Consider the following 25,925-nt stretch of genomic DNA (forward strand, 5'->3'; position numbering starts at 1 on the left):
ACCTCGCCTCGCGCTGTGACCGATGTGGGTGTGATCCTTATGTGGTGATCCAAGGGGCGTGGCGTCACGCTGCGCTTGGGGAGGGGCGAACGGGCTGAACAACGCCGGTCCGTGCCGTGGGTCGGCGCCCGCTCAAACCAAATGGGGCAATTCCTGCTGCGACTATCGACGAGAAGGAATTTTGTCAAATCTCTTATCGCCAAATTCTTACTGATTAATCAAATTTATGCTACTTTTAAGAGCATTCAGTGCGATGTGCGGAGGCTTTCGGTGAATTTTTTTGACAGCTTTGCCGGTTCGTATTTCAAGACGGGCGTTACCGGACAGCGGATCTATTATCCATTTGGGATATTCGGTCGCGGCCGCATTTTATCAGAAGAAGCCGAAGAGAGGAGATTGAGAACCATAATAAAATTTGCCTTTATTGCTTCCGTGGCAATGTATGCGGTTTTGTTCTCAGCAAGCTTGTCCTTCTGGGTAAAGATGCCCGCATTGTGCGGGGTGGTGGTGGCGCAATATGCCTCCCACTACATGCCCGTGCGGACCCACCGCGTATCAAAGGAACGAATGTCTCTGGTGGAATCGTGGCTGATATCCGCCCGGGGCATCGGAAAGCGCACTCTGTGGGTGTTTTTCGTTCTCAGCGTTCTGATGACGTTGGTCTGCGCGTTTGTCACGTTCGTTGGTAAGGGAGGCATCTGGGACAGGCTTACAATGCTTCTTGGAGTGGCATTCTTTGGAGCGTGCAGCCTTGTCCACCTATGGATGATCCGTCAAATCGACCGAAAAGACCGCCGACCATAACACCCGTCTCCGGACAGCCGCCGCGCTCGCGTGTGAAAGGGAGCGGCTCACCGAAAGCGGGACCGGCCAAGCGGGAATGCGAACCCCCGCCTTGGAACGCCGTCACATCCGGCCCGCGCCGTGGATGTCTCCCGCGCTACACCGCTTTCAGATGGCGGACCGGGCGGCCGGGGGACAGGGCCTCCGCCGCACGGACGATGGCCTGGGCGTCGATGCCGTGATGGCGGTAGAGATCGGCGATGGTTCCGGTCTGGCCGAAATGCTCCACTCCCAGCGCCCGTGTGCGGTGACCAAGGACCGAGCCCAACCAGCCCAGCCCCGCCGGATGCCCGTCCTGCACCGTCACCAGCGCGCAATGGGACGGCACGCCTTCCAGCAGGCGTTCGACATGGGAGCGCGCGTGGGGCTTGCCGCGCTCGCGCGCTCGTTGCGCCGCGCTCCAGCCGGCGTGCAGACGGTCGGCGGAGGTGACGGCCAGCAGCCCGACGTCGCGGCGGTCCTCGCCGAGCATGCCCACCGCCTCGATGGCCTCCGGCGCCACCACGCCGCTGTAGGCGACGACCACCTGGGCGTTCGGGCCGGGGCGGCGCAGCCAGTAGGCGCCTTGGACGATGCCGCTCTCCAGCTCCTCGTCCATCGTCCGGACCGGCTGCTCCAGCACGCGCGAGGACAGGCGCAGATAGACCGAACCGCCGGTCTCGTCGCGCAGCCAGTTCCGCTCGTCCGGCTCGCCTTCGCCCTCCCGCTGCATGTAGTCGAAGGCCCAGCGCATGGTGACGGCCAGCTCGTCGGCGAAGGCCGGCTCGAAACAAGCCAGCCCGTCCTGGGCCATGCCGACCAGCGGCGTGGCGATGGACTGGTGCGCCCCGCCCTCCGGGGCCAGCGTCACTCCGGACGGCGTGGCCACCAGCAGGAACCGTGCGTCCTGATAGCAGGCGTAGTTCATCTGGTCCGCCGCCCGCATCACGAAGGGGTCATAGACGGTGCCGATGGGCAGCAGCCGCTCCCCGAACAGCGAATGCGACAGGCCCAGCGCCGACAGCAGGATGAACAGGTTGGACTCGGCGATGCCCAGCTCGAAATGCTGGCCGTCGGGGGAGAAGTCCCAGGTGTAGGTGGACGGGATGCGCTCCTTCTTGAACAGGTCGGCCAGCGCGCTCTTGGCGAACAGGCCGCGGCGGTTCACCCAGGCGCCGAGGTTGGTGGACACCGTCACGTCCGGCGCGGTCGTCACGATGCGCTCCGCCAACTCCGTCTTTTCGCGCCCCAACTCGTTCAGGATCAGGCCGAAGGCCGCCTGGGTGGATAGCGCCTTCTGCGCCGGGGCGGCCAGGGCCGCCGGCACCGGGACCGCCGCCGCACCATGGCGCCGCCGCCCTTTGGCCGCGAAGGGCACCCGCTTCAGGAAGGCGTCCAACTCCGCCGCCGGCCGGCTCAGCCCTTCGAAGCGGTCCCACTCATGGCCCGGACGGACGGCGTTGGCGGCGCGGAACGCCTCCATCTGCGCCGGGGTCATCAGGCCGGAATGATTGTCCTTGTGCCCGGCCAGCGGCAGCCCGGCGCCCTTGATGGTGTAGGCGATGAAGCAGACGGGCCGGTCGTGCGTGCGCGCCTGGGCGAAGGCGTCGAGCAGTGAGGGCAGGTCGTGGCCGCCGAGATTGCCCATCAGAAGGGCCAGCTCCTCGTCGTTGCGGCGCTCGATCAGGCGGGTGACCGGCCCCTGGTCGCCCAGATCGTCGAGCAGCCGTTTCCGCCACGCCGCTCCACCCTGGTAGGTCAGTGCGGAATAGAGTTGGTTCGGGCACCGGTCGATCCAGTCGCGCAGGCGCTGACCACCCTCCTCCTGGAAGGCCGCCTGCATCAGCGCGCCGTATTTCAGGATCACCACGTCCCAGCCGAAGGCGCGGAAGATGTTCTCCAGCCGCTCCCACAGACCTTCGCGGATCACCGCGTCCAGGCTCTGGCGGTTGTAGTCGACGATCCACCAAGTGTTGCGCAGACCGTGCTTCCAGCCTTCCTGAAGGGCTTCGAAGATGTTGCCCTCATCCATCTCGGCGTCGCCGACCAGCGACACCATGCGCCCCTCGGCTAGGTCCTTCGCCCAGCCCTTGGCCTTCACATAGTCCTGCACCAGCGAGGCGAAGAGCGTCTGCGCCACCCCCAGCCCGACCGAGCCGGTGGAGAAGTCCACGTCGTCCACGTCCTTGGTCCGCGACGGGTAGGATTGGGCGCCCTTGAAGCCGCGGAAATTCTCCAGATTCCCGCGCGTCTGGTTGCCCAGCAGATACTGGATGGCGTGGAAGATCGGGCTGGCGTGCGGCTTCACCGCCACCCGGTCCTCCGGGTGCAGGGCCTGGAAATAGAGCGCCGTCATGATCGTCGCCAGCGAGGCCGAGGACGCCTGATGCCCGCCGATCTTCAACCCGTCCTGGTTGGGGCGGACATGGTTGGCGTTGTGGATCGTCCAGGACGCGAGCCAGAGAACCTTGCGCTCCAGCTCGCGCAGGCAGGCGAGGTCGGCGTGGTTCGGAACGGTCGCATCCATGTCTGTTCCCCTCTTGACGGAGCGGCGGTCGATGATCGGTGAAGCCTATCATTTGTGCCGCGGCAGGAGTTTGCAAAGTGGCGCCGGAAACGCCGCTGGTTTAGCATTAGATTGCGCAAAACGGCTGATGGCAGCATGAAATGCCAAAAATCAAACTCGATCGCATCGACTGGAAGATCCTGGCCCTGCTCCAGCAGGACGGGCGGATGCCCAACAACGAGCTGGCGGAGCGCGTCGGCCTGTCGCCGTCACCCTGCCTGCGTCGGGTCAAGGCGCTGGAGGAGGCGGGCGTCATCACCCGCCACGTCGCGCTGGTCGATCCCGCCGCGGTCGATCTGCCGGTGAACGTCTTCGTCAGCGTCAGTCTGGAGCGGCAGGTGGAGGAGCGGATCGACGCCTTCGAGGCCGCCGTGATGGCGCTGCCGGAGGTGATGGAATGCTATCTGATGACCGGCGACGCCGATTACCTGCTGCGCGTGGTGGTCCCCGATCTCGCCAGCTACGAGCGCTTTCTCAAGGAGCATCTGACACGGATTTCCGGGGTCGCCAACATCCGGTCCAGCTTCGCCCTGAAGCAGGTGCGCTACCGCACGGCCTTGCCGCTGGGTCATCTGGCGGAATGAGCGGAGCGACCGCATATCGATGGAAATCGAAGCACTCGCATCGAGAATATTGATTAGATCTCTAAGTATTTTCTCTTTTATTGTTGAGCTTTCAAAATGAATGTATCATTTTTTCAATTCAAGGGCGCGGCTTGATGGGGGAAGGATGTCGAACGTTTCCTTGACCAGTGCGATCTCTTCAGTCTCGATACATCCGACGATACCGTCCGCCAAGCCGCCGGTGGGCCGGGCCAGGGAGGACGAAGCCGGCACCGGCAGCGGGAAGGCCGACCAAGTGGCTTTGAGTCCGTTGGCGTCGGCCTTGGAAGGCGACGCGCTGTCGTTGTTCAGCAATTTATCCGGCAATGACCGAAGCACCTTGGGTCTCTTCGTTTCATCCGGCCAAATGTCGTCCGATGAAATGAACGATGCGCTTTCGGGGAAACTGAAGGAATCCCGCAGCCAGACCTTCTGGAAGAGCGCCGTCGAAGCGGGTGTCGGACAGGAAACCAAAAACCAGAAGAAAATCAGATTGCTTTCGGAAAGCATCGAAGCACGGCTGTCCGCCATCGATAAAATAGCAAGTTCGGCGTCACGCCTGGATCAGGCCGTGGCGATCACGAGCGAACTGCGACGCTCAATGTGGGAACGCAGCTCACTGATGAGTCGAGCGGACGAAGGCGCGACCACCGTGAAGTTGACGGCGGAATTTGCCTTGAACAAGATGGCGCGGACCGACTCGGAACGCGCGGCGGGGGACAAGCTCAGCGCTCTGGGCTTCAAGTCCGAGAGCTTCGATCAGTTGTTGAAGGACACGGCGGTCAAGGACATCGCCGCCATGTGAGCGATGCCCCGCTGTGACAACCGGCGCCTGCCGGCCGTATTCCCGCTGCCAACGCGTTCGGCATCCCGTCGTCCGGAACGCCCATGACGTTCGCAATGGAAGACCTGGGCCGCGTTTTGCCATAAAGAGTATTGGAACAGGGGCGTGCGGCGAATTTACCCGCTGACAGACCCCGATCAACAGGCAAAGGCATCGGGAAGCAGGACGGGATGATGGACTGGGACAAGTTGCGGGTGTTCCATGCTGTGGCCGAGGCCGGCAGCTTCACCCACGCCGGCGAGGCCCTCAACCTCAGCCAATCGGCGGTCAGCCGGCAGATCAGCGCGCTGGAGGACAGCCTCGGCGTTCCGCTGTTCCACCGGCACGCCCGCGGGCTGATCCTGACCGAGCAGGGCGAGTTGCTGAATCACGCGGCGCGCGACATCTTCGCGAAGCTGTCGATGACCCAGGCGATGCTGAGCGAGAGCAAGGACGCCGCCAAGGGGCCGTTGAAGGTGACGGCCACGGCGGCCTTCGGTTCGACATGGCTGACCCCGCGCATCGGAGAATTCCTGGCGCTCTACCCGGACATCCAGCTCACCCTGCTGATCACCGACACGGAGTTGGATCTGGGCATGCGCGAGGCCGACGTGGCGATCCGCGTCAGCCCACCGCGCCAGCCCGACCTGATCCAGCGTCATCTGATGACCTTCCGCTCTCACCTCTACGCGCACCGCCGCTACCTGGACCGGAAGGGAGAGCCGCAGACGGTGGCCGATCTCGCCTCGCACGACTTGGTGACCTATCCGCAGGAACTGCGCCCGCCCTTCGCCAACACCCACTGGCTGCGCGATCTGGTGACCGATCCGGTGGCCCGCGACCGGACGGTTCTTCAGGTTAACAACCTGTACGCGATCTTCCGCGCCGTGGAGAGTGGGCTGGGCGTCGGCTCGCTGCCCGATTATCTGGTGACCGGCCTGGACGATGTTGTTCGGGTGCTGCCGGATCAGTCCGGGTCGAAGGTGGACGCCTTCTTCGTTTATCCGGAGGAGTTGCGCCATTCCAAGCGCATCGCGGTCTTCCGCGACTTCCTGGTCAAAAAGGTTGCGGAAAGCCAATTCTAATTCCCGCTCAGCGGGTTGGCCAACAAGGGGCGCGGCGCCGGACAGGGCCGTGCCCCTTTGTTCTTTCGCCCATTCGGCTTTGGCCGGCGGCGGGGCGAACCCCGTTTTCGTGTTGGGCCGATGCAAGCACCGCGCGCTTCGAAGACGAACCGCGCAATCCGCATCCGGCGTTCAAGCGGATTCGGCGATCGGTTCGGCCGGAGTGGAATCGCTGTCGAACAGGTCGGGGAAGCGCCGGGCCAGATCGGGCAGGGAGTTCAGAATCTCGCGCAGATGCACGCGCATGGCAGCCTCGGCGGCGTCGGGGCAGCGCGCCCGGATGCCCTCGACGATCTGCTCGTGCTGGGCGATCAGCCGGTCCAGCGGAGTCGCCTGGGGCAGGCTGAGGTAGCGCACGCGGTCCATCTGGGCCTTGGTTTCCTCCACCACCCGCCAAGCGTATTCGCAGTCGACCCCCAGCGCGATGGTGCGGTGGAAGGCTTCGTCCAGATCCAGGAAGGCCGCTGGGTTGGTGCTCGTGGCGGCGTCGCGCTGCGCCTTCAGGTTGGCCTCCAGCTCCGCGACGGCGCGGGCCGGCAACCCCTCGCCGGCCTTGCGGGCCACGGCCAGTTCCACCGCCTCGCGGACGAAGCGGGCGTCCATCACCTGCTTGGCCGAGATCTTGACGACGAAGGTGCCGCGCTGCGGGCGGATGACCACCAGTCCGGACTCGCTCAGCTTGATGAAGGCCTCGCGCACCGGCTGGCGGCTGACGCCCAACTGCCCCGCAACCTCCTGCTCGGACAGCGGCTGGCCGGGCTGAAACTGCATCGTCACGATGGCGTGGCGCAATTCCCGAAAGACGCGGCGCGCCACGGGCTCGGTCGAATCCGGCTCGATCCTCCTCAACATGCTCCCCCCAATCCCTTCTTTTTTCCGTCCGCCCCGCCGGTGCCCGCCCGGACGATCCTGTACAGCGGATTCATCCTGCACCGTTCGCAAGCCCATGGACAACACCATTCTTGTATACTACCATACCAGTCGCGTATCGAACAATCGCCTCCGTGCAAGAGGCGTTGTCCTCAAAGGGAGGAAACATGAGCATCATCACTCGTACTTGGCGCGTCGCCGCTCTCGGCTTTGCGCTGGCCACCGTCGCCGGCGGCGCGCTGGCCGCCGATTACACGCTCAGCGTCAACACGGCGCTGGCCCAGCAGGACCCGCTCTACAAGGGGCTGGAGGAGTTCAAGAAGAACGTCGAGGCGCGGTCCGGCGGCAAGATGGCCGTCCGCCTGTTCCCCGGCTCGCAGCTCGGCAAGGACGAGGACGTGCTGGAGCAGGCCCGCGCCGGGGCCGGAGTCGCGGTCGTCGTGGACGGCGGGCGTCTCGCCGTCTTCGTGAAGGAGTTCGGCGTTCTGGGCGGCCCGTACCTCGCCCAGGGGTACGACGGCATCCGCAAGGTCGTCACCTCGCCGATGTTCGACCAATGGTCGGACAAGCTGCGCAAGGCGTCGGGCCATCAGGTGCTGTCCTTCAACTGGTGGCAGGGCGAGCGGCACCTGCTGACCAACAAGTCGGTGAAGGGTCCGGAAGACCTCGCCGGCATCCGCATGCGCACGCCGGGCGCTCCGGTGTGGATGGAGACGATCCGCGCCATGGGCGCCACCCCGACCCCGATGGGCTGGTCGGAGGTCTACACCGGTCTGCAGCAGAAGGTGATCGACGGCGTCGAGGCCCAGCATCCGGCCAGCTTCGGTTCCCGTCTGTATGAAGTGACCAACCACGTCACCAAGACCGGCCACATCAACCTGATCACCGGCATCGTGACCAGCGCCGCCTGGTTCGACAAGCTGCCGCCGGAGCAGCAGACGATCCTCAGGGAAGAAGCGCTGAAGGCCGGCGACAGCGCGTCGCGCGCCACCCAGGCGTCGCTCGCCGACTTCGAGAAGCAGATGAAGGACAAGGGCATGACGATCGAGGAGATCGACGTGACCCCGTTCCGCAAGGCCACCGCGCCGGTCTACGAGAAGCTGGGCTACGCGGAACTCCACAAGGAAGTGGAAAAGCTGCTGCAGAACTGACGCGGGGTTCGGTTCGCGCTGACCTTGCTCCCTCCCTGACCCTCCCCCGCTTACGCAGGGGAGGGGACAAATTCTCCCTCCCCTGCGTAAGCGGGGGAGGGGCGGGGCGGGGCAATGCTTCCTAAATCCAAGCCGTCCGCCGCCATCAAGGGACCGCCATCATGTCGTCCTTGTTTCACAAGGGGGAAGCCTTCCTGGCGATGCTTCTCCTCGCCGCCATCGTCCTGCTCGTCTTCGCCGCCGGCGTTATGCGCTGGTTCGGCCATCCCCTGGTCTGGTCGGTGGACGTGGCGCAGCTCCTGTTCGTCTGGGTCGCCTTCCTCGGCGCCGACATGGCGCTGCGCAAGCGCGCCCACATCGGCATCGACTATCTGGTCAAGCGTCTTCCGGCCTCCAGCCGGGCCATGCTCGATTTGGTGCTCGGTGTGCTGGTCCTCGCCTTTCTCATCACCATGACGGTGATGGGCTACCGGCTGACCATGCTGAACCTGGAGCGCCAGTTCGGCGACAGCGGCATCAGCTACGCCTTCGTGACATCGGCGGTGCCGGTGGGCTGCCTGCTGCTGGCTGTCACGCTGACCGGCCAGATCCTGGAAACGCTGCGCGAGCTGCGCAGCCATCCCAAACCGGTCTTCGCGCCGGCCCCCAAGGCCGGCGACATCGAGGAGGTCGTGCCGTGACCCTTCTTGCCGTCACCTTCTTCGCGCTGATGGCCTTCGGGCTTCCGATCGCCTTCGCCATCGGCATCGCCGGCTTCTCCTTCTTCGCCACGAACGACATCATCCCGATGTCCATCGGGGTGCAGCAGGTCGCCTCGGCCTCGCAGAGCTTCCCACTGCTGGCCGTGCCCTTCTTCGTGCTGGCCGGTCACATGATGAACCGGACGGGCATCACCAGCCGCCTGATCAACTGTTCCAACGTGCTGGTGTCCTGGATGTCCGGCGGGCTGGCGCAGGTCTGCATCGTGCTGTCCACGCTGATGGGCGGCGTCTCCGGCTCGGCGGTTGCCGACGCCGCGATGGAGGCCCGCATCCTCGGCCCCAGTCTGATCGCCCGCGGCTATTCGAAAGGCTTCACCTCGGCCACCATTGCGGTCGGCTCGCTGATCACCGCGACGATCCCGCCCAGCCTTGGTCTGATTCTCTACGGCTTCGTCGGCAACGTGTCGATCGGCCGGCTGTTCCTGGCCGGCGTCATTCCAGGTCTGTTGATGATGGCCGGGCTGATGCTGACGGTTTGGCTGATCGCCAAGCGACGCGGCTACCGTCCGGAGATGGCGGAGCGGCCGACCCTGCGCGCCGTGTGGCGGGCGATGGCCGACGCGAAATGGGCGCTGCTGTTCCCGGTGGCTCTGCTGTTCGCCATCCGCGGCGGCCTGTTCACCCCGTCGGAGGTCGGCGCCTTCGCCGTCGTCTACGCCGCCGTCGTCGGTTTCCTGCTGCACCGGGAGCTGACCTGGGCCGCGGTGGCCGAGGCGCTTCAGGAAGCGGTGGTGGACACCGGCCTGATCATGCTCATTATCCTGTTCTCGGGCATGGTCGGTTACGCCATCATCTTCGAGCAGGCGCCCCAGACCATCGCCGAGGCGATGACCCAGCTCACCACCAATCCTCTGATGGTGGTGGCGCTGATCCTGATCTTCCTGTTCATCGCCGGGCTGTTCGTCGAAAGCACGGTGCTGGTCCTGCTGCTGACGCCGATCTTCCTGCCCATCGTCACGCCGCTGGGCGTCGATCCGGTGCATTTCGGCATCCTGATGATGACCATCGTCACGCTGGGCTCGATGACGCCGCCGGTGGGTGTGGCGATGTACACGGTGTGCAGCCTGCTCGACTGCCCGGTCGAGGAATACATCGTCGAATCGCTGCCCTTCGTCGGCACAGTCATCGCTCTGGTCGCCGTGCTGGCACTCTGGCCGGGGCTGGTGCTGTTCCTGCCGAACATGCTGATGTAAGGGAAGAGGGGGCTTGCCTTGGGATGGGGCGCTGATATACTAGTATATGGCGCTCCGATCTCTCGGCGGACCCACGGCCGGTCCGGGCACACCAAGCCCCGTCCATGGAGCGTCCTTGTCATTGTGGAAACGGGGCAGGGCCGCGTGTGAAGGGCAAACGCCAAGGGGCGGTCCGGGCAGGGCCGCCCCTTCGCGCTTCCAGACGCTCTATTTGCCTTTCACCATGCCCCAGAGCGGCTCGATCACCTTGTGCACCAGGGGGATCAGCAGGGCGCCCAGCAACAAGCCGAACACCCCGGCCCCGGCCGCCCCGACCAGCCATTCCACCGCGGCCTTCGCCGTCGGCACGGCCTCTCCCGCCGCTACGGCGGCGCCATGGATCGCGTGCCCGACCGCTGTCAGGCCGAAGCCCTCCAGCCCATGGATGACGATGCCGCCGCCGACCCACAGCATGGCCGCGGTGCCGACCAGGGCGAGCAGCTTCAGGAAGACCGGCATCCCCTTGACCAGCCCACGCCCGATCGCCTGGGTGACCGGGGCGAGCGTTCGGTCGGCCCCGCCCGGAGCGCCGGGGGAGAGGGTGCGCAACCCCAGGAGGCTGGCCGCCGGACGCCCGTTCTGCGCCAGCGACAGGCCGACGTCGTCCGCCTTCACGATCAGCGCCACCGCGCCATAGACCAGCGCCGTGATTCCCACCCCGACGATGGCAAGGACGGCGGCCTGCATCCAGAAGGACGAGGTTTCGGCGGCGACTGTGGACAGGACGATGGCCATGATCTCCGCCGACAGGATCAGGTCGGTCTTGATGGCGCTGTTGACCTTCTCCCGCTCGAACTGCGCGGCTTCCTGCCCCGCGGCGCCTGGTCCCTCCGCGTCGTGATGCGCCGCGTGGGGGCGCAGTGCCTCCCAGACCTTCTCCGCACCTTCGTAGCAGAGAAAGCCGCCGCCCAGCATCAGCAGCGGCGTGATCGCCCAGGGCGCCACGAGGCTGAGCGCCAGCGCCAGGGGCAGCAGGAACACCAGCTTGTTCTTCAGCGAGCCCAGCGCGATCTTGCCGATGATCGGCAGTTCACGGTCGGCGGTGAAGCCGACCATGTAGCGCGGCGTCACCGCGGCGTCGTCCACCACCACCCCGGCGGCCTTGGCCCCTGCCCGCGCCGCCTGTCCGGCGGCATCGTCCAGCGAGGCGGCGGCGACTTTCGCCAACCCGGCCACATCGTCCAGCAACGCGATCAATCCTGTGCTCAAGGCTTTGGCTCCCCTCCGTATCGGCGTCCATGGAGCAGACAACGCCGCCGGGGGCAAGCCGGACCTTCGGAGGGGCGGTCAGTCGTCGACCAACTCGTCGGCGGTGAGCATGTGGAGATCCGGGTCCGGCATATCCCGGCCGTCGTCCAGATAGAGCACCCGGTCGACCAACACGAGGACGCGCACGCCGTCCACCGGGACGACGCTCAGCCGCCGGCTGATGACGGCGTTGCGGAAGGCCACGGCCCGGTCGTTGTAGGTGACCGACAGGACGTCGTTCGTTCCTTCCAGCATGGGCAGCGCGTAGCGCTCCATCATCTCCGCGGTCAGCCCGTCGATGCGTGGCAGCAGGGAGGAACCGACGATGTCGAAGCGGTGCCGCTCGATCCAGCGGGCCAGCGGCGGGGACACAGCCTGAGCGATCAGGCCGGGTGTGTAGAGGGTGCATTTCTCGCCCATGCTCCGCACCATCGCCTTCAGGCCGAGGAAGGTGGGGTGGTGCCGGAAATGGCCGGTCAGCACGTCGCGCAACAGCGCCTGCTCCCGCGGGTCGGGCAAGGTGGCGCCGGATTCCCAGCGGGCGACGGTTTCCTCGGTGGTGGCCAGCATGACGGCGAACTGCGCGGCGGTCAGGCCGTGCAGCCTTCGCAACGCGCGCACGATCTGCGGCCACTCATGCACCGGCACAGACGGCTCTCCAGATTATCTCCAGGGGTAATGATCGGAGAATACGCGATTCCCCGGCAAACACATACGCAATCCTGTGGGAGAAGTCATACCGGAGTATCCAAAATTTTGGTTCGCCAAGCCGACTGTTCCGATTCTAAACGCTTGAGGCAGCTGTAATTTTTCGGTCTTGCTGATCTGCGGGCATAGCGCTTCTGGTATCGGGTATACCACGGCACAATAACCCCATCAGCAAAGAGGAGACACATCATGGCTTACGCTTCCGCCCATCACAGCCATCACGACGGCCTTCTGTCGAACATCGCCAAGGGTGTTACGGAATTCGCCAGCGCTTGGTTCTCGGCCACTCCGCTGTATATCGTATACCAGGCGGTGTCGTCCGGCACCTACGCTCCGGCGGCCAGCACCTCCACGCTCGACCTGCCGACGCTGATGCGCGAATGACCGGCGCCAGGGCCTTCCGGCCCCACGACGCGGCGGCCCGCCCATCCGGGCCGGAAAAAAGGACCGACTCCTCCGGAGCGGTCCTTTTTCGTTTTGTGCGCTGTTTTATCCGGCGACGGTGAAGGTCGTCGGCGGCTTGCCTTGGCGCTGGCGCTCCAGCATCGTCAGCAACGCCTGATCGAGAAGGCGCGTGTAGGCGTTCATGTCGAACAGCGTCCCGCCGTCGCGCTCGGCGCGCAGCCTTTTCCGAACGGCGTCGAGACCGGCGCGGTTGTTCGCCCAATGAAGAACCGCGCTTTCGTAGTGCGCCAGGGATTCCATCACGAAGTCGGGAAGGCCCGCGGTGTGGAGCAGACTGGCGGCGACGCGCGATTGCAGCGTGTGTCCCGGGCACGTCACCAGCGGAAGCCCCACCCACAGCGCGTCGCTCGCCGTCGTGTGGGCGCCGTAATGCAGGGTGTCCAGCATCAGGTCGGCGTTCTGGAGCCGGGACAGGTGATCGTCCAGGGTCGGCGCCCAGGGCGCGAAAACGACGCGGTCCGCGGCGATGCCCGCCGATTGGGCGGCTCTAAGCAGGTTCCGCTCGGCCTCCGCCGTCGCATGGGCAAGCCACAGCACCGCTTCGGGGATTTTGTGCAGCAAGGCCATCCAGACGGCCCAGATCTCGGGCGTGATCTTGTAGGCGTTGTTGAAGCAGGCGAGCACGAAGCCATCCGCCGGAAGACCGCAGGCCGACCGCGGCGGGGGCGGCGGGACTCCATGACGCCGGTCCCGCGGCAGGAAGCAGCGCGGCATCCGGGCAACCGCCTCGGTGAAGCCGTTTTCCAGTTCCGGCGGCAGGGAGACGGGATCGGCGACGATGTAGTCGATCCAGGGCGCGCCCATGGTGCCTGGATAACCCAGGAACTGGACCTGCACCGGTGCTGGCCGGGCGGCAAGGATGTGCGGCCGCGGGTGGCCGGTGTAGCCCTTGAGGTCGATCAGAATGTCGACGCCATCCCGCCGGATCGCTTCGGCGGTCTCCTCCGCGGTCAGGGGATCGATGTCGATGAAACGGTCGACGCCCTCGCGGATGCGGCCACGCTCGACGCTGTCGTCATCCGGCCCGTAGGTGTAGGCGAGCACGCGGAAGCGCGAGCGGTCATGCAGCTCCAGCACCTCGGCCAGCAGCTGCGCGACCGGATGCTGGCGGAAATCGTTCGACAGGTAGGCGATGGTGGCGACGCCCGTCCTGCTGGGCTTCGTCTTCAGCCGCACCGGCTTCGACCGGATCGTCTGCGCGTGCGCCCGCGCCGCCGCCAGGAGCGACCGGGCGGACACGCGGTGGGACAGCATCATGGAGGCCTGGACCGGCACGCCCTGCGCGGCGATGGAGTCCAGCGCGACCGCGTCGTCGTCGAAGCTGGACCAGTCGCAAGACCGTTGCTTTGTCTGGATCAGTCCAACCGTCGCGGTCGGGTTCCCGGGTGCAATCCTCAGCGCGCGGCGGTAGGCGTCCGCGGCGGCGGCCAGCTTGTCCTGCCCCTTGAGGGCGGTCCCCAGATTGAACCACACCGCCGGGGCGTTCGGCGCCAATGCCGCCGCCTGATGGGCCAGACGCTCCGCCTCCGCAAGGCGTCCCAATTGGAACAGCGCCGCCGAGAGGCTGAGCAGCGTGTCCGGACTCGCCGGGTGCAGCGACCGCGCCTGTTCGAGCATCCCGGCGGCCCGGTCGTAGGCGGCCATCCTGAACAGGGTGTTGCCGATGTTGAGCAGGATTCCGGGGTGATGCGGGTCGCAAAGACGCGCCCGCTCGAACGCGCTCAAGGCGTCGTCGTAGCGCTGGCTTCCGAAGGCGGCGTTGCCGGCCGCCGCATGGAGGTCCCGCCCAAACCCCGCGATCTGCGGAGTCAGGGCGGCGCCCCTGGTCGCTTGTTCGAACAACGTGACGGCGCGCCCCAGATCGCCTTTCTGGGCCAGCGCCAGTGCGTCCGACAATTTGCGCATGTCCGGCGCGGAGAGACCGCCGGACTGCCTGTTCTTGTTCATGGTCGATACAACCCGGATTGCTTCGGTTCACGCAACACACCGAACCGGGCTGCGCCCGTCGCAGTCCGGTTCGTGCGAGCCGCACCGCCACCGCGACGCGCTCCATAAGGTTATGCTAACGCGGCGCCACCCTGGGGAGGAGAGCGTTGTCGTCGGACCTGCTTCCACACGCAGGCCGTGCCGGGACCGTCAGGCGTCCCCGGCGATCTCCGCCAGAAGCTGGACCTGGAAGGACAGCAGGAAAGCCGCCCGCTCCTGCGCCCGCGCCCGGCCGGCCGGGGTCTGCATGGTGTTGGGAAGCAGCAGCAGCTTCGCCTTGAAATGGTCCAGCGCGTACTGCAGGTCGTCCAGCGGGCGGGTCTCGGCCATCGGGTCCTCGCCGTGGAACAGCGCCCGCTTCATCAAGCCGGAGGTGGCGAAGCAGCGGGCGATGCCGATGGCCCCCAGGCTTTCCAGCCGGTCGGCGTCCTGGACCAGCTTCGCCTCGATGGTCAGCGGCGGGATGCCGGCGGAGTAGCTGTGCGCCTCGATGGCGTGGCGGGTGGCGGGGATCAGCGCGTCCGGGAAGCCCATGCCGCGCAGAACCTCCTCCGCCCGATCCGCCGACAGGCGGGAGGCGCGGCTGCGGTCCGGATGGTCCTTGGGCACGTTCACGATGTCGTGGAGCAGGGCCGCGGCCAGCACGACGAGCATGTCGGGTGGCGGTCCGCCCTCCCGTTCGGCCTCCGCCGCGGCCAGAGCCTTGGCGGTGCGCCAGACGCGAAGAAGATGGTCGATGTCGTGGGCCGGGTCCTCGGCCGCGTTGGAACGCAGCCATGTGGTGATGGAGCTTTCCCAAACATCGACATCGCTGAGCACAACATCTTTTGGCATGAGCGCTCGTCCTCTTTCGTGCTTTTTACATAATATGGGGATGGGCAGGGCTGTTGTCCCGAAATCATTTGTGGGCGGGCATCCCCCACCCCGAATCGGGACTCCCAAATCAGGCCCCCCTTATCCGGAATGGTTGCGTCGCGCCGAATGCCCGATGACCACGGGCCGTCCCGCCGTTAAGGTGACGCCCGCCCGGAACGGGCCGACCGACAGGCAGAGGGGAGACATGCAGCCGATCATTCAGGTGCGTGGGCTGGAAAAGACCTACGCCACCGGCTTCCAGGCGCTGAAGGGGGTCGATCTCGACATCCGCCGCGGCGAGATCTTCGCCCTGCTGGGACCGAACGGGGCCGGCAAGACGACGCTCATCAGCACCGTCTGCGGCATCGTCAACGCCACCGCGGGCACCGTGATGGTCGACGGGCACGACATCGTGCGCGACTGGCGCGCCGCGCGCTCGCTGATCGGCCTCGTCCCGCAGGAGCTGACGACCGAGGCGTTCGAAAGCGTCTGGGCAACCGTCAGCTTCAGCCGCGGGCTGTTCGGCAAGCCGCCCGATCCTGCCCACATCGAGAAGGTGTTGAAGGACCTGTCCCTCTGGAACAAGAAGGACAGCAAGGTCATGGCGCTGTCCGGCGGCATGAAGCGCCGCGTGATGATCGCCAAGGCCCTGTCGCACGAGCCGCGCATCCTGTTCCTCGACGAGCCGACCGCCGGGGTGGACGTGGAGCTTCGCCGCGGCATGTGGGAGATGATCGGGCGGCTGCGCGACAGCGGCGTGACCATCATCCTGACCACCCACTACATCGAGGAGGCGGAGGAGATGGCCGACAGCATCGGCGTCATCTCCAACGGCCGCATCGTGCTGGTCGAGGACAAGGCCGCGCTGATGCGCAAGCTCGGCAAGCGGCTGTTGACCCTGCAGCTCCAGAACCCGCTGGGGTCCATCCCGGCGGAGCTGGCCGGCTACCCCCTGACCCTGTCCGGCGACGGGCGTGAGCTGGTCTACAGCTTCGACACGCAAAACGACCAGACGGGCATTGCCCGGCTTCTCCGCAAGCTGGGCGACCACGGCATCGATTTCACGAACCTGCACACCGAGGAAAGCTCCCTCGAGGAGATCTTCGTCAGCCTTGTGAAGGAGCGGGCATGACCTCCCCCATCAACCTTCATGCGGTCAAGGCCATCTACCTGTTCGAGCTGGCCCGCACCTGGCGCACGCTGTTCCAGAGCATCGCGGCGCCGGTCATCTCGACCTCGCTCTACTTCATCGTCTTCGGCGCGGCCATCGGCGGGCGCTTCACGGCGGTGGACGGTGTGAGTTACGGCGCCTTTCTGGTGCCCGGCCTCGTCATGATGTCGGTGCTGACGGAAAGCGTATCCAACGCCTCCTTCGGCATCTACATGCCGCGCTATTCCGGGACGATCTACGAGGTGCTGTCGGCGCCGATCTCGGCCTTCGAGACGGTGCTCGGCTATGTCGGGGCGGCGGCGACCAAGTCGATGATCCTCGGCGTTCTGATCCTGCTGACGGCCCGGCTGTTCGTCGACTACTCGATCCAGCACCCGTTCTGGATGGTCGCCTTCCTGGTGCTGACCTCGGTCACCTTCAGCCTGTTCGGCTTCATTCTGGGTGTCTGGGCGGACGGCTGGGAGAAGTTGCAGATCGTACCGATCCTGGTCATCACGCCGCTGGCCTTCCTCGGCGGCAGCTTCTACTCGATCAGCATGCTGCCGCCGCTGTGGCAGAAGATCACCCTGTTCAACCCGGTCGTCTACTTGGTCAGCGGCTTCCGCTGGAGCTTCTACGGCCAGGCCGACGTGCCGGTGGGGATCAGCCTCGCCATGACCGCGCTGTTCCTGGCACTCTGCCTGACGGCGGTCTGGTGGATTTTCCGCACCGGCTACAAGCTGAAGAACTGACCGGTCCGGACGGCGGGGATCACGCCCCGCCGTCCGGTTTCCCGCTGCCCGACTTTCCTTTGTCCAGCATCCCGTGGGCACGGTGCCACTCCTCCAGGGATTCCGGCGGGTAGTCGTCGCTGCGCTCGTTCCCTGGCCCCGCCTCGACCGGGACCCAGTTGGCCTTCGACCCCAGCATCATGTGGACGTGGGCCGGCGCCTCCGGCAGGGGGCTGTCGATTGCGCTGGCGAAGGGGTGGACCAGCTCCGGCCAGCGCGGGTCGCTCACCCACAGGGCGGAGCCGCAGCGCGCGCAGAAGCGCCGCTCGCCGGGGCTTTCCTCCCCGTCGATGCGGGCGTGGAAGACGGTGATGTGCTCCGCCCCCGTCACCGCCAGCGTGTCGGCCTTGGCCCCCAGATTGATGGCGTAGCCGCCCCCGCCCGCCGTCTTGCGGCAGATCGAGCAGTAGCAGCGCAGGTAGGGGACCGGCGCGTAGGCGTCCACCGAGAATCGCACCGCGCCGCAGTGGCAGGACCCGTCCAGCTTCATCCGTCCTCTCCTCCGATCCTCGGGCGCCCGGCCGCGGCGCCGCATCCATCCAACCCTCCCGGTTCGGGAAAGTTTCCGAGGGACGCGGCGTCGTTTCAAGTCACGGATGGCAGTAGGGCAGGCAATCGCATGCGCGCCTCATGAACCCTCTCCCCTCCGGGGAGAGGGGATTTCGCCGGCTCTCAGACGTCGACCACCGGGGCCATCGCCTCGGCCATCGCCAGCAGCGCGGCGTCCTGGAAACGCGGCGCCACCAGCTGGACCCCCACCGGAAGCCCGCGCGGCCCGCGGCCGCAGGGCATGGCGAGGCAGGGGACGTGCAGCACCGTCCAGATCGAATTGAAGATGTGATCGCCCGTGGTGTGCAGCCCCTCCGGCGCTTCGCCCGGCGCGGGTGGGGTCAGGATCACGTCGATGGACTCGAACAGGGCGGCGAAGCGCGGCCGGCAATTGTCGGCGACGTCGTAGGCCTCGGTCAGGGTGCGTGCGGTGATGCCGTGGTTGTGCTCGCAATGGTCGGCCAATTCGGAATGCAGCCGGTGGCGGTCGCTGATGTAAAGGTCGAGGAAGGAGGCCCGCCCCTCGCCGCGGCGGATCACGTCCTGCACCTCGGCCAGGGTCGAGAACGCGTCCGGCAGCTCGAAGGGTACGACCACCGCTCCGGCCTCCTCAAGCCGCCGGGCAGCGAGCAGCAGCGCCGCCTCGCCCGCCGGCTCGATGCGCGACCAGACGGGGGAGCGGCAGAGCCCGACGCGCAAGCCCGCCAGGGTGACCGGCGGAGTCGCGCCCATGCCCTCCAGTTGGAACGCCTCGGCCATCAGCGCGAGGTCCGCGACCGAACGCCCGTACCAGCCGAGCGTGTCGAGGGACACCGCGTAGTGCTTCATCCCCTCGCGGCTGACCACGCCCCAGGTCGGCTTGAAACCGTAGATGCCGTTGAAGGCGGCGGGACGGATGTGCGAGCCGCCGGTCTGGGTGCCGAAGGCCAGCGGCACATGCCGGTCGCCGACCGCCGCCCCCGACCCGGAGGAGGAGCCGCCCGGCGTGTGGGCGAGGTTGACCGGGTTGCGCGTTGCCGCCTTGCGCCCGCCGGAGGCGAACTCCACCGTGTCGGTCTTGCCCAGCAGGATGCCCCCGGCGCTGCGCGCGATGGACACGCAGGCGGCGTCGCGGGCGGGCCGGTGGCCCTGGAAGATCGGCGAGTTCTGGGTGGTCGGCAGGTCGGCGGTGTCGATCACGTCCTTCACGCCGAAGGGCAGGCCGTGCAGCGGGCCGGCGGCGGGACGCTTGTCGGCCTCCCGCGCGGCGGCCAGCGCCAAGGCGGGATCGACGGTGATCCAGGCGCGCACCTCCGCGTCGCGGGCCGTGATGCGCTCCAGGCAGGAGCGGATCAGCGCCTCGCTGGTCAGGCGGCCGTCGCGGATGGCGTGGGCGGCCGCGCTGGCCGTGAGTTCGAACGGTTCCATGGCGGGTCCTTTCGGTGAGTCAGACGTCAGGCGGGCAGAGCAGGGCGCTGGCGGTGGTGGTCGGTCACCGCCTGGAACGCCATCCCGGCGCGGAAGACCAGGGGCTCGTCGAACCAGCGCCCGACGATCTGCATGCCCACCGGCATCCCGTCGCCGTCGAAGCCGCAGGGCACCGACATGGCGGGCAGGCCGAGCGCGCCGAAGCCGTAGGTGAAGCGGCTGACCGCCCGCGTCGCCTCGATCATGTCGGCGCTGTCGTAGATGCGCGGGGCCACGATGGGGGTGGTCGGGGTGAGGATCAGGTCCACCCGCTCGAACAGCGTGCGGAACCGCAGCTTCCAGGACGCCAGCCAGCGCCTCGATTCCGCGTATTGCACGCCGCTCACCGGCAAACCGAGCTGCAGGCGGCGCAGCACCTCCGGCCCGATGGACTCCGGGGCGGTCTCCATCTTGTCGAGGTGATACTGCGCCATGTCGGCGACGAGCAGCGAGAAGGCGGTGCGGGCCTGCGCCACCTCCGCGTCCTCAATGGTGATGTCGACCAGGACGGCGCCGGCCTTCTCCAGCACCGCCGCCGCCGCGCGCACCCGCTCCGCCACCGCGGGCTGGAGAGTGTCGAAGTAGAAGTTGCGCGGAAGCCCGATGCGCGTGCCGGCGATCCCCGCCTTCAAATCCGGCAGGAAATTGCCGAGCGGCACGTCGACCGAATTGGGGTCCTCCGGGTCGTATCCGGCGATGGCGGCGAAGGCGCGCGCCACGTCGGCGACCGAATAGGCCAGCGGGCCAACGGTGTCGAAATCGACGCTGCACGGGATCATGCCGACGTTGGACACCCGGCCGACGCTGGGCCGCAACCCGACCACCCCGCAGAGCGCCGCCGGGATGCGGATGGAGCCGCCGGTGTCGGTGCCGATGGAGACCCGGCACAGCCCGGCGGCGACCGACGCCGCCGATCCGCCGCTCGACCCGCCGGGCACCCGCCCGGTGTCCCAGGGATTCCGGCAGGGGCCGTGATGCTCGTTCTGGTTCGTCGAGCCCAGGCAGAATTCGGACAGGTTGTTGCGCCCGACCAGGATGGCGCCGGCGTCGCGCAGGCGGCGGATCAGCGGAGCGTCCCGATGCCCCATCCGGGCGAAGCGTTCGGAGGAGCCGTAGCTGGTCGTCTCCCCGGCCAGTTCGAAGCAGTCCTTGACGGTGACGGTCACCCCGTCCAGCAGGCCGGGCCAGTCGCCCGCCGCCCGTGCCTCGTCCTGCGCCCGCGCCCGGTGGATCGCCCCGCCGGCGTCCACCGCCAGCAGGGCGTTGACGATCGGGTTCAGGCTCTCGATGCGGGTGAGGCGGGCGCGGGTCTCCGCCTCGCTGGCGCCGGGCATGGAGGGGCTGCCGCCGCCGGACCGGGCCGGATGCGTTGTCGAAAGTTCGGACATGCGTTGCTGCTTTCCGCTCGCGTGCCGGATGGCTTCGGACGAACTGCTCCGGCGACGGCCTGTTGAGTCGCTTCGTTGCGCTTAGGGACGGAACCGCCGGATCAGGCGGCGTCCGCCATCGCCAGATGGGCGATGACCGCGTCCAGCGGCATCACGTCGGCGTATTTCTTGCCCATGTCGAACAGGTTGGCGCGGTGCGGCTCCTCCGCCCGGTCGCCCACGCACTCCTCCACGATGATCGGGCGCAGCCCGTGGGCGGAGGCGTCGATCACGCTGGCCCGCACGCAGCCCGAGGTCGTGCAGCCGGTGACCAGCAGCGTGTCGACCGCGTTCGCCCGCAGCCAGGATGACAGGGCGGTGCCGAAGAAGGCCGAGGCGTGCTGCTTGCGCACGATGAACTCGTTGGGCAGCGGTGCGACCTCCGGAGCGAAGGCGACGTCGGGCGAGTCGGCGGTCAGGGTCAGCAGCGACGGAATCTTCTCGCCGAACGGGCCGATGCCGCCCGGAGCCTCCGGCGCGATGAAGCAGGCGTGGGCGATCGGCATGCCCAAGGGACGAACATGTCCGAGCAACTTTCCCGTGGCGGTGATGGCGCTGTTGATGTTGAAGCCGCCGAAGGCGTCCTCGCGCGTGAAACCGATCTGGAAGTCGATGATGAGGAGGGCGCACTTGTGGCCGAAGCCGAGCGGCTTGCCGATGCCCTGGCGCTCGTAGATGGAAAGATCGCTCATTTCAGGAGGTTCCTTCTTCCGCTGCTGCGCCGCATCACGGGCGCCCAACCAGCATACAACGAGGTTTTTTTGCATTCAAAGTCCATAGTTTCACCATTTCAAACCCGCCTCTGCCCGTCTTTTGCGCAGATATGCATATTGCTGTATTCATAAGCAATGCCACGAAACCCATCGCTAAATTGCTGATTTAAAATGATTTACACGCGGACTGCGACAGCCTGTCGCAGGATGGCACGATTCCTGCGAATTTGGTCGGGCATAAGGGTCCAGCGCAGATTGTGTGCAAAAGTAGACCGGACAAATCTTAGCGCTGCCCGTAAAATCTTTGACACAGAGGAGCAGGCTTATGGACGGGATCAATCGCAAGGAACGCGCCGGCCGGAGCGAGCGGAGCGGCGTCAACCGCCGCCAGTTCGGCACCTTGCTGGCCGCCGGCGCCCTGGCGGCGGGCAGCGGCTGGCCTCTGCCGGCGTCGGCGGCGCCGCCGGTCCTGCGGGTGCGCATCGGCAGCGACATCGGCAACCTGGATCCCGCCCGCATCTTCCAGATCGAGAACCAGACGGTCGCCACCCAGATCTTCAACGGGCTGGTCAAGTATGACGAGGCGAGCAACGCCATCGTCCCCGACCTCGCCACCGGCTGGGACATCTCCGGCGACGGCACCGTCTACAGCTTCGCCCTGCGCAGCGGCGTCACCTGGCACAAGGGCTTCGGTCCCTTCACCTCCGACGATGTGAAGTTCTCGTTCGAGCGCGTGTTGGACCCGCAAACCGGCAGCAGCTACAGCGGGCAGCTCGCCTCCATCAAGTCCATCGAGACGCCGTCCCCTGACAAGGTTGTCATTACGCTGAAGGAGCCGAACTCCGGCTTCCTGCACAAGGTGTCGGCCTTCAATCAGGGCTGGATCGTCAGCCGCAAGGCGCTGGGCGAGATCGGCGACAAGGCCTTCGCGCTGAACCCCATCGGCACCGGCCCCTTCGTGTTCCAGAACTGGGCGCCGGGCCGCGAGGTCAAGCTGTCCGCCAACAAGGACTATTTCGCGGGCGCCCCGAAGGTCGAGGAGGTGCAGTTCCGCGTCATCAAGGACGAGACGGCGGCGGCCATCGCCCTGGAGAACGGCGAGATCGACATCTTCTTCGGCCTGCAGCAGCCGGAGGTTATCCAGCGGCTGAAGGGCGGCGGTCTGGTCACCGTGCACGACCGTGACGCCAACCACACGATCAACCTCGTCCTCAACACCTCGATCAAGCCGCTGGGCGATGTACGGGTGCGGCAGGCGATCTACCACGCCATCAACCGCAAGGCGCTGATCGACGGCTTCTTCAAGGGCACCAAGTCGGAGGCCAGCGGTTTCCTCACCCAGGCGTTCCAGGAATTCACCGATCAGGTCCCGCTGTTCCCCTACGACCCGGCGAAGGCCAAGGCGCTGCTCAAGGAGGCCGGGGTGGGGGCCTTCACGCTGGACCTCGTGGCGCCGGGCGCCAACCCCTACGACAAGATCGTCGTGCCGATCGCCAGCGACCTCGCCGCCGTGGGCATCGACGCCAAGATCAAGGTGCTGGAGCGCGGCGCCTACCTCCAGGCGCGCAACAAGGGCACGGTGCCGACCTGCATCACCGGCGTCGTCGGCGCGCCCGACCCGGACAGCCCGATCCTGTCGCTGTTCGCCAAATCCTCCTTCCCGCCGGGCCTCAACACCGCCCATTACGAGGGCATCGAGGACCTGATCGCCGCCGCCCGGCAGGCCCAGGGCGACGCCGCCCGCAAGGAGGTCTACGGGAAGATCCAGGCCAAGGTGATGGGCGACGTGCCGGTGATCCCCCTCTACGCCGACCACCTGTACATCGCCCACACCAAGAAGGTTTCCGGCTTCGTCCAGAACTCCCTGTTCACGATGAGCGCCTATCCGGTCTCGCTGCTGGAGGCCTGAGAATGGACCGGCTTCTTCGCCAACTCTCGCAGCTCGCGATCACGGTGTTCGGCATCGTGACCGTGACCTTCTTCCTGGTCCGGATGATCCCCGGCGACCCCGCCCAGTACATGCTGGGCGACTACGCCACCGAGGAGGCGCTGGCGACGCTGCGCGCCCAGCTTGGGCTCGACCAGCCGGTCTACGTGCAGTACGGGCTCTACGTGCTGCGCGCCGTCACCGGGGATTTCGGGTCGTCGGTGGTCACCGGCCGCCCGGCGCTGGAGGAGATCCTGTTCAGCCTTCCCGACTCCGCGATCCTGGCCTTCGCCGGGCTCGCGGTGGCGGTGGCGATCGGCATCCCGCTCGGCATCCTCACGGCGGAGCGCCAGGGATCGTGGAGCGACATGCTGATCATGATCGTCGCGCTGTTCGGCATCTCCTTCCCGGTCTTCTGGCTCGGCCTCGCCTCCGTCCTGCTGTTCTCGCAGGAGCTGAAATGGTTCCCGGCGCTGGGGGCCAGCTCGGGCGGTGGGGTCCTCACCCACCTGCACCATCTGGTGCTTCCGGCGGGGGTGCTGGGCATCTCGGTCGCGGCCTACATCACCCGCCTGACCCGCTCGGCGATGCTGGAGGTGCTGGGCCAGGACTGCATCCGCGTCGCCCGCGCGATGGGGGTGCCGGAGCGCCGGGTGGTGTGGCGGCTGGCGCTGAAGAACGCGCTTGTGCCGATCCTCGCCATCGTCGGGGTGACCTTCGCCTGGTCGCTGGGCAGCGCCATCCTGATCGAGGTGGTGTTCAGCCGGCCCGGCATCGGCTCGATGATCCTGAAGGCGGTCTCGGCCCGCGACTACCAGCTCGTCCAGGCGGGCGTGCTGGTGCTGGCCGTCGCCGTCGTCCTCGTCAACAGCCTGCTCGACCTCGCCTACGGGCTGGTCGATCCGCGCCTGTCCACACGGTGACCCCATGGCAGCCACAGCAACCCTCTCCGCCTCCGCTTCGGCGCGGCGGTCGTCCCTGATGCGCTACTTCCGCCATCCGGGCTTCCTGATCGGCGTGATCCTGCTGACCCTGCTGCTGATCGTGGCGGTGGCGGCCCCGTGGATCGCCCCGATGTCGCCGCTTGAGACCGACCTCGCCAACACGCTGGCCCCGCCCTCGGCGGCTCATCTCCTGGGCACCGACCAGTTCGGGCGCGACGTGCTGTCCCGCCTGATCTGGGGCACGCGCATCTCTCTCCAGGTCGCCGTCGCGGTGATGGCGCTGTCGCTGTCGCTGGGGATGGTGATCGGCGCCGTCGCCGGCTTCTTCGGCGGCTGGGTCGAGCGGGTGACCGTCTCGATCATCGACATCCTGCTGGCCTTCCCCGGCTTCCTGCTGGCGCTGGCGCTGGTGGCGGCCCGCGGCTCCTCACTGGAGTCAGTCATCATCGCGGTGGCGCTGGCCTTCACGCCGCGGGTCGCCGCGGTGATGCGGGCGGTCGTGCTGACCATCAAGCCGCGCACCTACGTCGAGGCGTCGCGGGCCATTGGCATGGGCACGATGCGGCTGCTGTTCCTGCACGTCGTGCCGAACAGCCTGCCGCCGGTGATCGTGGTCGCCACGGTCAGCGCCGCAACCGCCATCCTGGCCGAAGCGGGCCTGAGCTTCCTCGGCCTCGGCGTCCAGCCGCCGGCCCCGACCTGGGGCAACGTCATCGCCGACGGGCAGAGCTTCCTGGCCTCCAACCCGCTGATCTCGCTGTCGGCGGGGATCTGCATCGCGGTGATGGTGGTCGCCCTGAACCTGCTGGGGGACGGCCTGCGCGACACGCTCGACCCGCAGATGCGCCGTTCGTCGGGGCGTGTGCTGTGAGGACGCCCCCCATGCCAAACAAGGCCATGCCGAACCTTCATGCCGTGGCGCCGGCGGCTCCCGTCGCCCCCGCCACGGCTCCCCGCCCGGTCGCCCTGGAACTGCGCGACCTGACTACGGTCTTTCCCGGCGACGACGGGCCGGTCACCGTCATCGACGGCGTGTCGCTCGCCGTGCGGGCCGGCGGCACGCTGGCGGTGGTCGGCGAGTCCGGGTCGGGCAAGTCGATGACCTTCCTGTCGGCGCTCGGCCTCGTCGCGGCGCCGGGCCGCGTCCGCCGCGGCGAGGTGCGGATCGACGGCGCCGACATCCTGCACCAGCCGCCGGAGCGGCTGCGCCGCCTGCGCGGGGCGGTCATTTCGATGATCTTCCAGGACCCGCTGACCGCGCTGAACCCCGTCTTCACCATCGGCGAGCAGATCGTCGAGGTGCTGCGGGCCCACCAGCGCATCGGCCGCTCCGCCGCCCGCGCCCGCGCCATCGAACTGCTGGCCCGCGTCCAGATCCCCGACCCGGCGCGGCGGGTGGACGACTACCCGCACCAGCTCAGCGGCGGGCAGCGCCAGCGCGTGCTGATCGCCATGGCCATCGCCCTGTCGCCGAAGATCCTGATCGCCGACGAGCCGACCACGGCGCTCGACGTGACGGTGCAGGCGCAGATCCTCGACCTGCTCGCCGACCTCCAGGCGGAGACCGGCATGGCGCTGGTCCTCATCACCCACGACCTCGGGCTGGTCGCCAGATACGCCGACGACGTGGCGGTGATGTACGCCGGGCGGCTGGTCGAGACCGGCTCCATGGAGGAGGTCTTTACCCACCCCCGCCACCCCTACACCCGCGCGCTGTTCCGCAGCTGTCTCTTATACACATCTGACGCTGCCGACGATTATACGC

The 25,925-nt window shown here is 67.0% G+C and carries 24 protein-coding genes; 14 read left to right on the forward strand and 10 right to left on the reverse strand.

Translation table 11 applies throughout. From position 1 onward, the window contains the following. Nucleotides 1–111: 111 nt before the first annotated feature. On the forward strand, nt 112–804 hold the full coding sequence (locus tag Q4I23_RS05910; protein WP_498525586.1) for a hypothetical protein: 693 nt from the start codon (nt 112–114) through the stop codon (nt 802–804). 136 nt (nt 805–940) lie between these two features. On the opposite strand, the gene Q4I23_RS05915 is transcribed toward Q4I23_RS05910, so the two are convergent. Continuing rightward, entirely contained in the window at nt 941–3,349 is a 2,409-nt protein-coding gene (locus tag Q4I23_RS05915; RefSeq protein WP_498525587.1) for a thiamine pyrophosphate-binding protein, read from the reverse strand. Nucleotides 3,350–3,489: 140 nt separating this feature from the next. On the opposite strand from Q4I23_RS05915, the gene Q4I23_RS05920 reads away from it, so the two are divergent. From Q4I23_RS05920 to Q4I23_RS05930, 3 genes are all read left to right on the forward strand, one after another. Further along, on the forward strand, nt 3,490–3,972 hold the full coding sequence (locus Q4I23_RS05920) for an Lrp/AsnC family transcriptional regulator (RefSeq protein ID WP_454016279.1): 483 nt from the start codon (nt 3,490–3,492) through the stop codon (nt 3,970–3,972). Nucleotides 3,973–4,132: 160 nt separating this feature from the next. Further along, nucleotides 4,133–4,795, forward strand: a complete 663-nt coding sequence (locus tag Q4I23_RS05925; protein ID WP_498525588.1) for a hypothetical protein — start codon at nt 4,133–4,135, stop codon at nt 4,793–4,795. A gap of 212 nt (nt 4,796–5,007) precedes the next feature. Next, the gene (locus tag Q4I23_RS05930; protein ID WP_454016281.1) at nt 5,008–5,898 is read left to right on the forward strand and encodes a LysR family transcriptional regulator; all 891 of its coding nucleotides are present in this window, start codon (nt 5,008–5,010) and stop codon (nt 5,896–5,898) included. Between the two features lie 171 nt (nt 5,899–6,069). Here the strand turns inward: Q4I23_RS05930 and Q4I23_RS05935 are convergent, their stop codons facing one another. After that, the gene (locus Q4I23_RS05935; RefSeq protein WP_237907472.1) at nt 6,070–6,789 is read right to left on the reverse strand and encodes a GntR family transcriptional regulator; all 720 of its coding nucleotides are present in this window, start codon (nt 6,787–6,789) and stop codon (nt 6,070–6,072) included. A gap of 185 nt (nt 6,790–6,974) precedes the next feature. Between Q4I23_RS05935 and Q4I23_RS05940 the strand changes: the two genes are divergently transcribed. From Q4I23_RS05940 to Q4I23_RS05950, 3 genes are all read left to right on the forward strand, one after another. Then, nucleotides 6,975–7,958 (forward strand): C4-dicarboxylate TRAP transporter substrate-binding protein, encoded by a 984-nt coding sequence (locus tag Q4I23_RS05940; RefSeq protein WP_498525589.1) that lies wholly within the window; start codon nt 6,975–6,977, stop codon nt 7,956–7,958. 161 nt (nt 7,959–8,119) lie between these two features. Continuing rightward, the gene (locus tag Q4I23_RS05945; RefSeq protein ID WP_454016282.1) at nt 8,120–8,638 is read left to right on the forward strand and encodes a TRAP transporter small permease; all 519 of its coding nucleotides are present in this window, start codon (nt 8,120–8,122) and stop codon (nt 8,636–8,638) included. After that, nucleotides 8,635–9,912, forward strand: coding sequence for a TRAP transporter large permease (locus Q4I23_RS05950; RefSeq protein WP_498525590.1), 1,278 nt, complete (start codon nt 8,635–8,637; stop codon nt 9,910–9,912). The genes Q4I23_RS05945 and Q4I23_RS05950 overlap by 4 nt, the downstream gene beginning before the upstream one ends. Nucleotides 9,913–10,119: 207 nt before the next feature. Here the strand turns inward: Q4I23_RS05950 and Q4I23_RS05955 are convergent, their stop codons facing one another. Then, the gene (locus Q4I23_RS05955; RefSeq protein WP_498525591.1) at nt 10,120–11,160 is read right to left on the reverse strand and encodes a DUF808 domain-containing protein; all 1,041 of its coding nucleotides are present in this window, start codon (nt 11,158–11,160) and stop codon (nt 10,120–10,122) included. A 78-nt stretch (nt 11,161–11,238) separates the two neighbouring features. Next, the gene (locus Q4I23_RS05960; RefSeq protein WP_498525592.1) at nt 11,239–11,847 is read right to left on the reverse strand and encodes a helix-turn-helix domain-containing protein; all 609 of its coding nucleotides are present in this window, start codon (nt 11,845–11,847) and stop codon (nt 11,239–11,241) included. Nucleotides 11,848–12,096: 249 nt separating this feature from the next. On the opposite strand from Q4I23_RS05960, the gene Q4I23_RS05965 reads away from it, so the two are divergent. After that, entirely contained in the window at nt 12,097–12,291 is a 195-nt protein-coding gene (locus Q4I23_RS05965; protein WP_498525593.1) for a hypothetical protein, read from the forward strand. A gap of 105 nt (nt 12,292–12,396) precedes the next feature. Here Q4I23_RS05965 and Q4I23_RS05970 read toward each other — a convergent pair whose 3' ends face one another. Both Q4I23_RS05970 and Q4I23_RS05975 read right to left on the reverse strand, forming a co-directional pair. Continuing rightward, nucleotides 12,397–14,319 carry an O-linked N-acetylglucosamine transferase, SPINDLY family protein gene (locus Q4I23_RS05970; protein WP_498525594.1) on the reverse strand — a complete coding sequence of 641 codons (1,923 nt, stop codon included), beginning with the start codon at nt 14,317–14,319 and terminating at the stop codon, nt 12,397–12,399. A gap of 189 nt (nt 14,320–14,508) precedes the next feature. Next, nucleotides 14,509–15,192 (reverse strand): HD domain-containing protein, encoded by a 684-nt coding sequence (locus Q4I23_RS05975; RefSeq protein ID WP_145704657.1) that lies wholly within the window; start codon nt 15,190–15,192, stop codon nt 14,509–14,511. Between the two features lie 226 nt (nt 15,193–15,418). Here Q4I23_RS05975 and Q4I23_RS05980 point away from each other — a divergent pair, with 226 nt between their 5' ends. Together Q4I23_RS05980 and Q4I23_RS05985 are read left to right on the forward strand one after the other, a co-directional pair. Continuing rightward, nucleotides 15,419–16,345 (forward strand): ABC transporter ATP-binding protein, encoded by a 927-nt coding sequence (locus tag Q4I23_RS05980; RefSeq protein ID WP_498525595.1) that lies wholly within the window; start codon nt 15,419–15,421, stop codon nt 16,343–16,345. Beyond that, nucleotides 16,342–17,115: an ABC transporter permease gene (locus Q4I23_RS05985; protein WP_014242063.1), complete on the forward strand. Its 774-nt coding sequence runs from the start codon at nt 16,342–16,344 to the stop codon at nt 17,113–17,115. The genes Q4I23_RS05980 and Q4I23_RS05985 overlap by 4 nt, the downstream gene beginning before the upstream one ends. A 19-nt stretch (nt 17,116–17,134) precedes the next feature. On the opposite strand, the gene Q4I23_RS05990 is transcribed toward Q4I23_RS05985, so the two are convergent. From Q4I23_RS05990 to Q4I23_RS06005, 4 genes are all read right to left on the reverse strand, one after another. After that, a complete protein-coding gene (locus Q4I23_RS05990) occupies nt 17,135–17,644 on the reverse strand; it encodes a GFA family protein (RefSeq protein WP_498525596.1) in 510 nt (169 codons plus the stop codon). A 182-nt stretch (nt 17,645–17,826) separates the two neighbouring features. Continuing rightward, on the reverse strand, nt 17,827–19,110 hold the full coding sequence (locus tag Q4I23_RS05995) for an amidase (RefSeq protein ID WP_498525597.1): 1,284 nt from the start codon (nt 19,108–19,110) through the stop codon (nt 17,827–17,829). A gap of 26 nt (nt 19,111–19,136) precedes the next feature. Next, on the reverse strand, nt 19,137–20,537 hold the full coding sequence (locus tag Q4I23_RS06000; protein ID WP_498525598.1) for an amidase: 1,401 nt from the start codon (nt 20,535–20,537) through the stop codon (nt 19,137–19,139). Between the two features lie 101 nt (nt 20,538–20,638). Beyond that, nucleotides 20,639–21,268, reverse strand: coding sequence for an isochorismatase family protein (locus Q4I23_RS06005; protein WP_498525599.1), 630 nt, complete (start codon nt 21,266–21,268; stop codon nt 20,639–20,641). A gap of 346 nt (nt 21,269–21,614) precedes the next feature. Here Q4I23_RS06005 and Q4I23_RS06010 point away from each other — a divergent pair, with 346 nt between their 5' ends. The 4 genes from Q4I23_RS06010 to Q4I23_RS06025 form a co-directional block, all read left to right on the forward strand. Then, complete coding sequence (locus Q4I23_RS06010) at nt 21,615–23,198, forward strand: ABC transporter substrate-binding protein (protein WP_498525600.1); 1,584 nt, start codon at nt 21,615–21,617, stop codon at nt 23,196–23,198. A gap of 2 nt (nt 23,199–23,200) precedes the next feature. Beyond that, nucleotides 23,201–24,139 carry an ABC transporter permease gene (locus Q4I23_RS06015; protein WP_137105776.1) on the forward strand — a complete coding sequence of 313 codons (939 nt, stop codon included), beginning with the start codon at nt 23,201–23,203 and terminating at the stop codon, nt 24,137–24,139. Between the two features lie 4 nt (nt 24,140–24,143). Further along, nucleotides 24,144–25,031: an ABC transporter permease gene (locus Q4I23_RS06020; protein WP_040136983.1), complete on the forward strand. Its 888-nt coding sequence runs from the start codon at nt 24,144–24,146 to the stop codon at nt 25,029–25,031. Nucleotides 25,032–25,042: 11 nt separating this feature from the next. Then, nucleotides 25,043–25,925 (forward strand): ABC transporter ATP-binding protein (locus tag Q4I23_RS06025; protein WP_498525601.1); only part of this gene is annotated, 883 nt, incomplete at its 3' end.

Source organism: Azospirillum sp. UFLA03-27, assembly GCF_059803775.1.

Bases quoted from the DNA above. Each gene is read 5' to 3' on its own strand.
- Q4I23_RS06015 (WP_137105776.1), top strand. From the start codon at position 23,201: ATGGACCGGCTTCTTCGCCAACTCTCGCAGCTCGCGATCACGGTGTTC.
- Q4I23_RS05915 (WP_498525587.1), bottom strand. From the start codon at position 3,349: ATGGATGCGACCGTTCCGAACCACGCCGACCTCGCCTGCCTGCGCGAG.
- Q4I23_RS05970 (WP_498525594.1), bottom strand. From the start codon at position 14,319: ATGAACAAGAACAGGCAGTCCGGCGGTCTCTCCGCGCCGGACATGCGC.
- Q4I23_RS06010 (WP_498525600.1), top strand. From the start codon at position 21,615: ATGGACGGGATCAATCGCAAGGAACGCGCCGGCCGGAGCGAGCGGAGC.
- Q4I23_RS06000 (WP_498525598.1), bottom strand. From the start codon at position 20,537: ATGTCCGAACTTTCGACAACGCATCCGGCCCGGTCCGGCGGCGGCAGC.
- Q4I23_RS05975 (WP_145704657.1), bottom strand. From the start codon at position 15,192: ATGCCAAAAGATGTTGTGCTCAGCGATGTCGATGTTTGGGAAAGCTCC.
- Q4I23_RS05930 (WP_454016281.1), top strand. From the start codon at position 5,008: ATGGACTGGGACAAGTTGCGGGTGTTCCATGCTGTGGCCGAGGCCGGC.
- Q4I23_RS05920 (WP_454016279.1), top strand. From the start codon at position 3,490: ATGCCAAAAATCAAACTCGATCGCATCGACTGGAAGATCCTGGCCCTG.
- Q4I23_RS05990 (WP_498525596.1), bottom strand. From the start codon at position 17,644: ATGAAGCTGGACGGGTCCTGCCACTGCGGCGCGGTGCGATTCTCGGTG.
- Q4I23_RS05980 (WP_498525595.1), top strand. From the start codon at position 15,419: ATGCAGCCGATCATTCAGGTGCGTGGGCTGGAAAAGACCTACGCCACC.
- Q4I23_RS05965 (WP_498525593.1), top strand. From the start codon at position 12,097: ATGGCTTACGCTTCCGCCCATCACAGCCATCACGACGGCCTTCTGTCG.
- Q4I23_RS05945 (WP_454016282.1), top strand. From the start codon at position 8,120: ATGTCGTCCTTGTTTCACAAGGGGGAAGCCTTCCTGGCGATGCTTCTC.
- Q4I23_RS05995 (WP_498525597.1), bottom strand. From the start codon at position 19,110: ATGGAACCGTTCGAACTCACGGCCAGCGCGGCCGCCCACGCCATCCGC.
- Q4I23_RS05935 (WP_237907472.1), bottom strand. From the start codon at position 6,789: ATGTTGAGGAGGATCGAGCCGGATTCGACCGAGCCCGTGGCGCGCCGC.
- Q4I23_RS05940 (WP_498525589.1), top strand. From the start codon at position 6,975: ATGAGCATCATCACTCGTACTTGGCGCGTCGCCGCTCTCGGCTTTGCG.
- Q4I23_RS06005 (WP_498525599.1), bottom strand. From the start codon at position 21,268: ATGAGCGATCTTTCCATCTACGAGCGCCAGGGCATCGGCAAGCCGCTC.
- Q4I23_RS05985 (WP_014242063.1), top strand. From the start codon at position 16,342: ATGACCTCCCCCATCAACCTTCATGCGGTCAAGGCCATCTACCTGTTC.
- Q4I23_RS06020 (WP_040136983.1), top strand. From the start codon at position 24,144: ATGGCAGCCACAGCAACCCTCTCCGCCTCCGCTTCGGCGCGGCGGTCG.